The 10,599-nt window shown below is 62.7% G+C and carries 6 protein-coding genes; 1 reads left to right on the plus strand and 5 read right to left on the minus strand.

Going from position 1 to position 10,599, the window contains the following annotated elements; genetic code table 11:
• Window positions 1-63 precede the first annotated feature (63 nt).
• From ACWPVA_RS18655 to ACWPVA_RS18675, 5 genes are all read right to left on the minus strand, one after another.
• Window positions 64-3,558: an AAA family ATPase gene (locus ACWPVA_RS18655; protein ID WP_454289096.1), complete on the minus strand. Its 3,495-nt coding sequence runs from the start codon at window positions 3,556-3,558 to the stop codon at window positions 64-66.
• Window positions 3,555-4,826, minus strand: a complete 1,272-nt coding sequence (locus ACWPVA_RS18660; protein WP_454289097.1) for a metallophosphoesterase family protein — start codon at window positions 4,824-4,826, stop codon at window positions 3,555-3,557. The genes ACWPVA_RS18655 and ACWPVA_RS18660 overlap by 4 nt, the downstream gene beginning before the upstream one ends.
• A 269-nt stretch (window positions 4,827-5,095) precedes the next feature.
• On the minus strand, window positions 5,096-6,091 hold the full coding sequence (locus ACWPVA_RS18665; protein ID WP_454289098.1) for an MDR family oxidoreductase: 996 nt from the start codon (window positions 6,089-6,091) through the stop codon (window positions 5,096-5,098).
• Between the two features lie 174 nt (window positions 6,092-6,265).
• A complete protein-coding gene (locus tag ACWPVA_RS18670) occupies window positions 6,266-7,528 on the minus strand; it encodes an outer membrane protein (RefSeq protein ID WP_454289099.1) in 1,263 nt (420 codons plus the stop codon).
• A 207-nt stretch (window positions 7,529-7,735) separates the two neighbouring features.
• Window positions 7,736-9,475 (minus strand): glucan ABC transporter ATP-binding protein/ permease, encoded by a 1,740-nt coding sequence (locus tag ACWPVA_RS18675; RefSeq protein WP_454289100.1) that lies wholly within the window; start codon window positions 9,473-9,475, stop codon window positions 7,736-7,738.
• A 330-nt stretch (window positions 9,476-9,805) separates the two neighbouring features.
• Here ACWPVA_RS18675 and ACWPVA_RS18680 point away from each other — a divergent pair, with 330 nt between their 5' ends.
• Window positions 9,806-10,546 carry a LuxR family transcriptional regulator gene (locus ACWPVA_RS18680; protein ID WP_454289101.1) on the plus strand — a complete coding sequence of 247 codons (741 nt, stop codon included), beginning with the start codon at window positions 9,806-9,808 and terminating at the stop codon, window positions 10,544-10,546.
• Window positions 10,547-10,599 lie beyond the last annotated feature (53 nt).

The raw sequence follows: 10,599 nt of genomic DNA on the forward strand, positions 1-10,599 counted from the left end.
TGAAATTTTCCGTCGCGCCGCCGCAAGGCGCCGCTGAGCAAGGACAGCCGCGATGCCGGGTCCTCAGGTGGCGATTTCGTGGATCCTGACCTGCGGCACGATCTGGCGGGCGAGGTCGCAGAGGTGGCGGTGGTGGGTGAGGTAGATTACCTGGCCGATCCTCGCCATTTCGCCGAAGAGCCGCAGCACTTCTTCCGATCGCGGCTCGTCAAAGGTTTCCATGATGTCGTCGGCAATGAAGGGTACGGCCGGGCGGCTTGCGGCGAATTCCTCGTAGCCGGCAAGGCGCAGTGCCAGATAGAGCTGGAACTGGGTGCCCTTCGACATTTCGCTGGCAAGCTTCGATCCGCCCTGGCGCGAAAGTCCGATCAGCGTTTCGCGATCCTTGTCGGGCTGGGCGGCAAGGCCAGTATAGTCGCCTCGGGTGATCAGTCGGAAGGCTTCGGAAGCACGCTTCATCATCGATGAGCGGTGCCTGTCGCGATAGGCGCGCAGCGCCTCGCCGGCGATCAGCGCACCGCTCTTAAGGCGCAGATAGGTGGACGCGTGCTCCTCGATCTCGAGGAAAATGGTGCGACGTTCCGCCTCGATCCGGGCGACCTCGCTGCCGCCTCCGATCGCCTCCAACCGGTCGGCGGCGCGGGTCTTGTCGGCGAAGAGTTGGCGGGTGCGCTCGTCGAGGTCATCGAGGCGAGCGGCAAGCTCGGCATCTTCCCGTTCAACCGCCTCGAAATCGGTTGCGGCCAGGTCCGCCAAGGCTGCTTCGATCGCGCGCTCAGGCAATTCGGAGAGGATCTGTTCAGCAAGGGCGCGAAGGCGGACCTCCTGGCGGTTTCGATCGGCAGCCGCCTCCAGCGCGGCGGCCACATCGGCAAGCGTTTCTACCTGGAAGAAGCCAGTCAGCTCCGCCTTGCGGGCGGTATGCTCGGCGAGATCCTGCCGCAGCGCCCGTTCGGTGTCGGTGAGGCGTTCGAGAGCCGTCTGCTTGTCGGCCTTCGCGTCCTCAGCGCGCCGGGCCTTGTCCAGACGGGCGGCAAGCGCGCTTGCGGTGCGGGCCACCGCATCCGTCTCTGTGGTTTCGCCGAGATCCGATAGGAGTGCCAGAACTTCGGCGGAAAAATCCTCCTGATCACGCTCCATCGTGGCGATACGCCTTGCGAACTCGTCGCGTTCGCGCAGCAAGGGGCCAAGTTCGGCAAGGCTCTCGAGGATTTCACGCACGGCGCCAACGGACGTTGCCTCGGGGAACCAGGTTTCGGAAAGGGCTGCCGTGAAGCGTTTCTGCCAGTCCGAGGATGCCGTATTGGCCTCCTCGAACGCGCGCTGCCGATCGGCGTGGGCGCGTTCCAGGTCGGCAACTGTCTTGTCAGCGGCCTCGCGGGCAGCCTTTCCTGCGGCGTGGCCGGCGACAGCGGCTTCCGCGGCCTCCACCATTTCGGCCAGTGATCCGCTGTCGCTGCCGATGCCCGCCGCCTTGATCGCGGCGGCAAGGGCTTCCCGATCGAGTTCGGCGTCGGCTCGCGCGTCCTCGATCTGCCGCCTTGTCGCCTCCAGTTGGTCCCAAATGGTCAGCGCATCGGCGCGGCTTCGGGCGATGGTGTCAATCCGCGAGAGCAGCCATGCGACGCCGCTGTCGGGGGCCCGGAGGAGCGTATGCGGCAAGGCGGCCTGAAGCTCGGCGGAGAGGGTTTCCCGTTCGGCCTTGGCCTCGTTCAGCAATTCCTGCTGGCGGGCGAGCGACGCCATAGTGAGCGCGAGTTCCTGTGTCAGTCCACGCAGTTCGGCAAGGTCGCGCGTGGCGGCAAGGCGGGCAGCGGAAGTCAGGTCGTCGGCGCGCATGGCTGCCTCGAAGGCTTCCGCACTTGCCTTGTCGAGGCGAGCCAGATGACCGATCCAGGCGGCGTCGCGCGTGTTCCGGACCTTCTCAGCCTCGGCATCGTCGATCAATCCACCGGCGGCCCGAACGGCGGCTATCCGCGCTTCCGCCTGTTTCTGTTGGGTGACGAGCTCGCGGTGACGTTCGGCATGGCCAGCGATGCGCTTGTCGATGGCGGCCAGGGCGGTACGCCAGGCCTCGACTTGGCGCGGGTCGGGGAGGGCAAGGCCGCGCAGCGTCTCGCCATCCACCTCGGCAGCGTCCATCAGCGTGGCGAGGGGGCGCGCAAGCTCCAGAAAGCGGTGCTCGAGATTCGGAAGGCCGCGCTCGGCCAGCCGCAGCCTGGCAGCGTGGTCGCTTCGTCGGATGACTGTCAGTGCAGTTGTAAGTCGGCTAATGATCGACGGCTCAAGTATGGTGTCGTCTCCAGCCATGACTTTGCGCTCGGCGACGGCACGTTCGTTTGCGGACTTGGCTGCGGCCAGTTCGCGGCTTGCGGTCTGCAGTCTCGCCTCGACGCCGGAGCGCATTTCGATCAGGTCGCGCAGCGTGCCGACGGTTGCTGCGGCAAGAAGTAGATCTTCGGGCGCCTCGCATCCTGATTGGTCCAGCCTGGCAAGGATTGCCGCGATTGAGGCCTGACGCTCGGCCAGGGCGATCCGCCGTTTCGGCAGATCTTCCTCAGCACCGCCGAAGCGGACGAGTCCCTTGCCCAACTGACCGACGCGGTCCGCGAGCGCGAGGACGCCCTCATCGAGGTCAATGGCGTCGATCTCGGCCCGCACGCGCTCGGCGTCAGCCTCAATGCCGGCGAGCCGGGTGGCGAGGCGGGTTTCTTCCTCCATCAACCTGGGCAGATTATGCGCCCAGTCCGCCGGTGGGCGAGGCAGGTCTGCGCGCTGTGCCAAGTCGGCTTCCAGCCGGCGGTATTCCGCCGCAAGCGGGCGGGCGCGCAAGAGGCGCGCAATTGCTGCGCGTCGGGCTCTCGCTGTACCACGCTCGTGCATTGCCTCGTCATAGGCCGCCTCGGCCTGGGCGAGTGCAGCGACAAGGGCGCCATGGGCGGAAGCAAGCGTGTCGATCTCCTCGCGCCTCGCCTTCAACTCGGTGAGCTTCTGTTTCAGTTCGGCAATCCGCGTCGAGCGCGCGCGCTTCTTGTAAAGGCTGTCGGCCTCGTCCGAGATTGCGCTCAGCGTCGTACTGACGCCAGCGAGGCCAGCGCTTGCGGAAAACAGCAGTTCACCAAGGTCGCCCTTGCTCTGCAGGATGGCGTTGCCGCCTTCTTCCAGCGTGACATCGTCGAGCGAGAACATGGTGCGATAGGCATCGCGGCTTATGCCGGCGAGCGGCACCGAGAGGAGTGCTTCAGGAACCGGCTCGCCGCGACCGTCGAGCAGTGAATTGGCGCGCTGTTTCACACGCTTCAGTTCGTGGCATGCGCCGTTGAACTCCAGGCAACCGCCGATCTGCATGGCGTTGTAGGCGTGGAGGAAATTGTAGCGGCTGCGCTCCTCGATGCCGTAGAGGAGGTCGAGATAGGCCGACAGCGAAGTCGACTTTCCGGCCTCGTTGAGACCGTAGACGATGTGCAGGTCGGGAGATCCGGTCGCCGCTTCACCGAAGTCGATCGCATAGTCGGTAAACTTGCCGTAGCGGGTCAGATCGAGCCGGCGAAGCCTCATGCGCTTGCCCCCGCGCCATCGCTCTTCAGTCGGGCGATTATATCGTCGCTACCCTCTGCGAGCAGCCGGTCAACATAGGCTTCGAATTCAGCCTCGTCGCTCCCAGTGAACCCGCGGCTTTCCGGCGGCAGTTCGTCGCGCAGGTCTTTCACCATCTGGCGGATTTCTTCGCGTAGTCCGTGACGTGTCGAGATGTCGTCGTGCATCAGCGCGCCAAGCTCGACCAATGGATCGGCGCTTGCCTGGCCTGAAACGGATTCCGGCGCCTGGGTCGCGATCTCGATCTTTTCGATCCAGGCGCGACCGAGCCCCTCGGCACGCTGCTCGGCCTCGGCCAGCAGCAGGTCGCGATCGCGGCGCAAGCGCCAGGCCAGCGGTGTTACGCCGCTCAAAGCCAGGCGCGCGACCAGATGATCGGAGGTGGCCTTGCCGCGTACCCCGGCGACCGCTTTTTCGATCAATTCGACAACATCGAACCAGGTCGTTGTCGCGCTCAGATCGACCGCGACGCGGGCGAATTCGGCGATACTGGTCAAGCGTTCTTCGACGGTGACGCTGCAATCGTCGTGGACAGTCACCAGCGAAACACTTTTCGGACCTGCTTCGTTGATGTCACGCCCCTGGGGCATGCCGGGCATGACGACCGTGGTCCGCCCGGCATACTGGCTGCGCTGGTGGATATGCCCAAGCGCCCAATAGTCGAAACCGGAAGCCTGGAGATCGGCGAGACTGCAGGGGGCGTAGACGTCGTGTCCGGGCGCGCCGGCAAGGCTGGTGTGCATGATGCCGATGTTGATCCGGTCGGGAAGCGGCGGACGGTATTTCGGCAGCAGGCTTTCGGGTGCCTGGGGGCGCGCAAAACTCAGGCCATGAATTGCGATGCCAAGGCCGCCCTTCTCGACTTCGATCGCTTCGGCGCGACCCGAATATACCTTTACCGAGGGAGGCAGGATCAGTTCCTGGGTGATGCGTGACAGGGCGTCGTGGTTGCCGCGGATCGTGTGGACGGCGATACCGGCCTCGGCCAGCCGCTGCATCTGCGCGGCAAGGAAGCGTGCAGTCTTCATCGACGTCTGGTCGCCATCATAGAGGTCGCCGGCGATGAGAAGCGCATCTACCTGTTCGGCGATGCAGAGATCAACGATGGTAATCAGTGCCTGACGGGTCGAATCGCCGATCAGCTGGGCGAGCGATCGGTTGCGCAGAGAGAGCGAGCGTAGCGGCGAATCGAGATGGATGTCGGCGGTGTGGACGAAGCGAAAGGCCATCAGCGGTTCATTCTGGTCTTGTCATTGCGGGCAGGCCGCTGAGCCAGCGAACCCGCGCCGGTGCTGCGCTGACGATATAGGCACATCGGTTGCCGTAACAAGTCATTTCGGCCGGTATGATTGACCGGCCACCGTTCCGCGTGACGTACAGAAGACCATCGAAGACCGGGGTCCCGCTGGGAGGTGGGCATCAGGACGTGCAGCGTGTTCGGGTTCCAGGCGGCCTGTGCCTCGGTCCCGGGCCGTTTCTGCCGAGCAAGACAAGCCGCTCAGCGGCTGACGTCAATGACGACGCGGCCGCGGACTTGCCCGGCGACGATTGCGTCGGCAAGTTCCGGTACCTTTGACATCGGCTCCAAGGTCGTCAGGGCCGACAGGTGGACGCGGTCTAGGTGATCGGCGAGCGTCTGCCAGGCGCGCTGACGCTTGGCCATCGGCGCGAAAACCGAGTCGACGCCGATCAGCGTGACGCCACGCAGGATATGCGGCAGGACCGTCGCGGGAAGGTCCGCACCGCCGGCCAGGCCGCACGCCGCCACCGCGCCGCCGTAGACAGTCTGCGACAGCACGTTGGCGAGTGTCGTCGAGCCGACGCTGTCGATAGCGCCCGCCCAACGCTCCTTCTGCAAGGGAGCGCCCATTTCCGTCAGACTGGGGCGATCGACGAAGGCGGTGGCGCCGAGCGAGGTGAGATAGTCGTGCATCTGGGGTCTGCCGGTCGAGGCGGTGACACGGTAGCCCTTGGCCGCGAGCAGGCTGACCGCAACCGAGCCGACGCCGCCGGCAGCACCCGTGACCAGGACCTCGCCTTCGCCCGGCTTGATGGAGCCCCAATCCTCCAGTGCATTGACGCAAAGTGCCGCCGTATAGCCGGCGGTGCCTATCGCCATCGACTGCTCGAGCGTAAAGGCATCGGGAAGGGCCATCAACCATTCCGCCTTCACCTTCTGGAAGCGGGTGTAGCCGCCCCATTCCGTCTCCGACATGCCGAAGCCATTGAGCACGACCTTGTCGCCGACCTTCCACAACGGTGAGCGGGATGAGACGACAGTGCCGGCGAGATCGGCGCCCGCAACCATCGGCGTGCGACGCGCGATGCGGCCCTTGCCGGAAACGGCAAGCCCGTCCTTGTAGTTCAGGGTCGAATAGGCGATCTCCACCAGCACATCGTTGTCGGGTAGATCGGCCAGCGTCAACTGGCGGAAGCCCGCCTTCGGCTTGCCGTCTACGCTGTCGATGACGATCGCGGTGAATGTCTCACTCATAGTGTTGCTCTCCTGCCCTGTGCAATGCCTATTGGGTGACCAACAGGAGGCGTGGCACGTTTGATCCGTCTCCGCGCTGGCGCGCCAGAGCATGCCACAGAGGAAGGCACCCCGCCAAACGCAAAAATCCCGCCGGCTCCAACCGGCGGGACCTGCCCGAACGGAGCGTGACGATCAGTTGAATTTATACTTGAGCGTCGCGCTGATGGTGTGCGAGGACGGATCGATTTCGAGGATGCCGGCAGATGCGACGTCCTCGGTCTGGTAGACCGAGTAACGATACTCCGCTCCGACGAAGATGGATTCCGTCACGGCCGTTTCGATGCCGGCACCGATGGTCACACCATTGGCCGACCAGTCGTAGAGCGATCCCGTCACGTTGGAACTGATGTCGAAATGCTGGTTTGTCCAGCCACCGAGAGCGTAGACGAGGGTCGAGGCCGCAGGCTTGTAGCCGATACGGCCGATCACGTCATAGCCACGGTCGGCTTCGATGCTGCCATCGACCAATCCGGCGACGTCCAGCGTTGTTGCGGTCGAGGCAAAGCGGACACCCGCCTGGATACCGGCGACAACGCCGTTCGAGAATTCGTGATCATAGCCGACGCCGATTGATCCGGATATGCCTTCGCCGCCAATGCCGTTGAACGATGTGTCGATCGGCGGGACGCTGAGCTCGTGGACGAGGGCGTTGCCACCCGCCGAGCCGGTGACATAGAAGCCGGTCCAGTTGACGGCCGAGGGGCCGAAGCTGCCGCTCGCAACCGCCGGGCCGCTGGCGGCGAAACGATAGTTCAGGGCGACATGGAACGTGTGCGAAGACGGTTCAGACTCGATGCTGACGGGCCCCAGCGAAAGCAGGTCGAAGGCGCCATACTGGCTGTAACGATATTCGCCTTTCAGCGAGAGACGGTCGGACAATGCCGTTTCGAGACCGAAGCCGGCGGTAAAGCCGTTGCTTTCCCAGTCGGTCGAAACACCCAGATTCGATGAGAGCTCGAAATGCTGGTAGCTGTACCCGCCAAGCACGTAGACGAGGGTCTCTGGCGTGGCGAGATAGCCGGCCCGGGCGATCAAGTCGAAGCCGTAGTCGGCGGTGATATCGCCCGTGACGCCGCCGAGCGCGGAAAGTTCACTCTTGATGCCGCCGAGACGTGCCGTGCCGTAGACGCCGAGCAGCATGCGCTCGTTTAGCAGGTGGTCATAGCCGACGGTGAATTCCCCGAACGCACCTTCGGCGCCGATGCCGTTGAAGGAAGCATCGACGAGCGGAATGCCGACTTCATGAACCAGCCCCCCGGCGCCTCCGCCGACGCCTATGTAAATGCCGGACCAATTGTAGCCAGTCTGTGGCACTCCTTCGAGCATGTCGGCGGCCAGAAGCGGGACAGTCGTGGAAAGAAGTGCCGCTGCAACGGCGGCAGTGTGTCTAAACATGTTTGGCTATCCCCCAAAATTATACCCAGCGACCAAGAACATTAGAATGGTCGCTGAATATGCCAGTCTGGGGAAAACGAAAACCATTCATTGATAAAGGGTTAAAAAAAGTCGATGGGCCGTGCGGAAGCAACCTTGCGCCGTGTGCCGGCAAACGAATGCGTTTTAGCCATAATAGAGGGCGGTTATGCTGCCGGACCGTTGCGATCAAGCGGTTTTTTCTTCGGTAATCAGGCCGCTTGTCTTCAGTAGTGAGGCAAAGCGGCCCCCGCTCGCGCTGAGCTGGTCATAGCCGCCCATTTCTATGATCCGGCCGTGATCAAGGAAGAGTACGATGTCCGCCTCGCGCACGGTGGACAGGCGGTGGGCTATGATGAAGGTGGTGCGGTCCTTGCGCAGGCGGTCGATCGCTGCCTTGACCCGAGCCTCGGTTTCCACGTCGAGCGCGCTGGTCGCCTCGTCGAGTACCAGGATCGGCGCGTTCTTGAGGATGGCGCGGGCAATCGCGATGCGCTGGCGCTCGCCGCCCGACAGCCGGTTGCCGCGCTCGCCGACCATGGTCGCGATACCGCTCAAACGGCTCTCGATGAAATCAGTGGCCGCAGCTGCTTCGGCTGCTTTCAGGATTTCCTCGTCGCTGGCGTCCTCGCGACCGAGCTGGATATTCTCCTGAATTGAGCGGTTCAGCAGTCCGGCATCCTGGAACACCGTGGCGATCGAATGGCGCAGCGATTTGCGGGTGACCGTTCTTATGTCCGTGCCGTCGATCAAAATCGAGCCCTGCTGCGGTTCGTGGACCCTTTGCAGGAGGTTGATCAGCGTGGTCTTGCCGGCCCCGGTTGGCCCGACGATAGCGATCATTTGCCCGGCTTTCACCGAAAACGAGATGTCGTGCACGCCCTGGGTCGTGTTGGCGAAGTCGAAGGAAACATTGCGGAACTCGACGTCGCCCCTGACATCGGTGAGTTCCGAGGCGCCGGCTGGTTCTTCGCGCTCCTGCACGGCATCCTCGAGCTTATAGAAGTCCACGAGCTTGGCTCGGGCTTCGAAGATCTGCGTCGCGAACTGGCGCATTTGGTCGAGGCGGCCGATCAGGAGACCGGCAAAACCGGTAAAGGCAATGATGTCGCCGACCCTCAGTTCACCGTTCTGCACGAGGATCGTGCCGATGACCAGGATCACCAGCATGGAGACGGTGGAGGCGATACGGTTGAGCGCGCTGGCAATCGCCCACCAGTCGAGGACAGGATACTGGGCGGCGAGCAACTGCTGGGCATACTGCTTCAACGCACGGGTCTCGGCTTCGATCCGGTTGTAGCTGTGCAGCACCGAAACATTGCTGATCGAGTCGCTGACATGCGAGAAGACCGTGTGATAGTGGCTTTCGACCGAAGCCTGGCCTTCCTTTGTGCGGTTCATCACGGTTTTACCGATCAGAATATAAAGGACGCTGAGCACAACGAGGACGGAGGACAGCCGCCAGTCCATGGAAAAGGCCGTCGGGATGAGGAGAGCGAGCGCCACGACAGTTGCTAGGTGGGTCCGCATGAATTCGAGCCAAAGGCCGAAAAGGGTTTCGCTGGCGCGCAGCAGGGTGTGCAGAGCGTTGGAGGTGCCACGCTGATGGTGCCAGCTGAGCGGCATGGAAATGATGCGGCCGAAGGCTTCGGTCAAAAGGTCGGCGCGCCGGCCATGCGCCAGCCGGTCGGCCTCGCGGGCAACCAGAACATAGGCGATCGTGTTGAATACTCCGAAGCCACCCCAGGCGATCAGCATGGTTTTCGCATCGCCCTTTTCCGAGATCGCATCGATGATGCGCCCGAAAAGGATAGGCTCGATAATGGTGATCATCGCCAGGACAATATTGGCGATCACGACCAGTGTTACCCGGAAGCGGAAGGCCGCCAGGTATCTCAGAGCCTTGATGTATACTTGAAACAAGGACAATTGGGTTTCCTCATCGAGCGACCGAAACGGTCGTCGCAGCTTGAAGCGTTTTTCTTATAAACTGGCAAGGGGATATGCCATAGTGCGCGTAGCGCGCCGATTCCTGCCTGCAGTTTTTCTCGGCGCACCCGGCTTGGCGCGGCCGATGCGACCTGGCCGTATCGGCAGGTCAGATTTCGCGGGAATGGCTAGATTTCGGATGTCGGATTTAAGTGCCTCCTTAGAGTTTATGTAGCTTATGCACGCCTTCCGAACGGCTCACTCCGATAGAGATCGGTACCGTATGGCTTTTTCGTGGTCTCGCGAGCGAGGCGAATATGGGGGGTAGGTTTGAGTATTAATCAATTGATCCAGTTCCTGGTTGTCGCGGACGAGTGCCGGACATCCGAGGAGGTCGTCGGCGAGTTGGAGACACTGCTGCGGCATTATCGCTTCGACTATTACGGGCTCATCCGTCAGCCGAAGCCACATGAAGACCCGATGAAACTTGTCCTGGCGGGACGCTGGCCGGAGGGGTGGCCCGAGACCTACATCGCCAAGAAATTCGTGTTGATCGATCCCACGATCCGTTATCTCGGGCAGGCCCAGAAAGGCTTCCGCTGGAGCGAAACGGTCACCGCATTCAAGAGCGATCCGCATCGCAAGCGCATGGAGCGAATGATGATCGAATCGCTCCGTTTTGGCCTGCAGGACGGCTATATTTTCCCAGTTCACGGGCGCAACGGGCTGCTCGGCAACATGACGCTCGGCGGCAGGCCCGTCGACCTGTCGCCGGTCGAAATGACGCTCTTCGATGCGGTTGCCAAGAAGGCATTCTGGCGCGTGCTCGAACTCCGTGGAGAGACCAGATCTCTGCAGGGGGCGACGCAGGTCGATGCCCGCATGACGCGGCGCGAGATGGAAGTGCTGAACTACCTCGCCGACGGTATGACGTCGAACGACATCAGCAAGATCCTGAAGATCTCCAACCATACGGTTGACTGGTACATGAACGGCATTCAGGACAAGCTCAATGCGAAGAACCGGCAGCATGTCGTGGCTCTGGCCTTCAGGATGGGCTTGATTACCTGATTTTCGGCAGAAACATGGCATCCATCAATCGGAGAAATTGAACTCTTCGTGAC

The organism is Rhizobium arsenicireducens, from assembly GCF_964021225.1.

Coding starts and splice junctions, on each gene's coding strand:
- ACWPVA_RS18670 (WP_454289099.1), bottom strand. CDS start 7,528: ATGTTTAGACACACTGCCGCCGTTGCAGCGGCACTTCTTTCCACGACT.
- ACWPVA_RS18665 (WP_454289098.1), bottom strand. CDS start 6,091: ATGAGTGAGACATTCACCGCGATCGTCATCGACAGCGTAGACGGCAAG.
- ACWPVA_RS18655 (WP_454289096.1), bottom strand. CDS start 3,558: ATGAGGCTTCGCCGGCTCGATCTGACCCGCTACGGCAAGTTTACCGAC.
- ACWPVA_RS18660 (WP_454289097.1), bottom strand. CDS start 4,826: ATGGCCTTTCGCTTCGTCCACACCGCCGACATCCATCTCGATTCGCCG.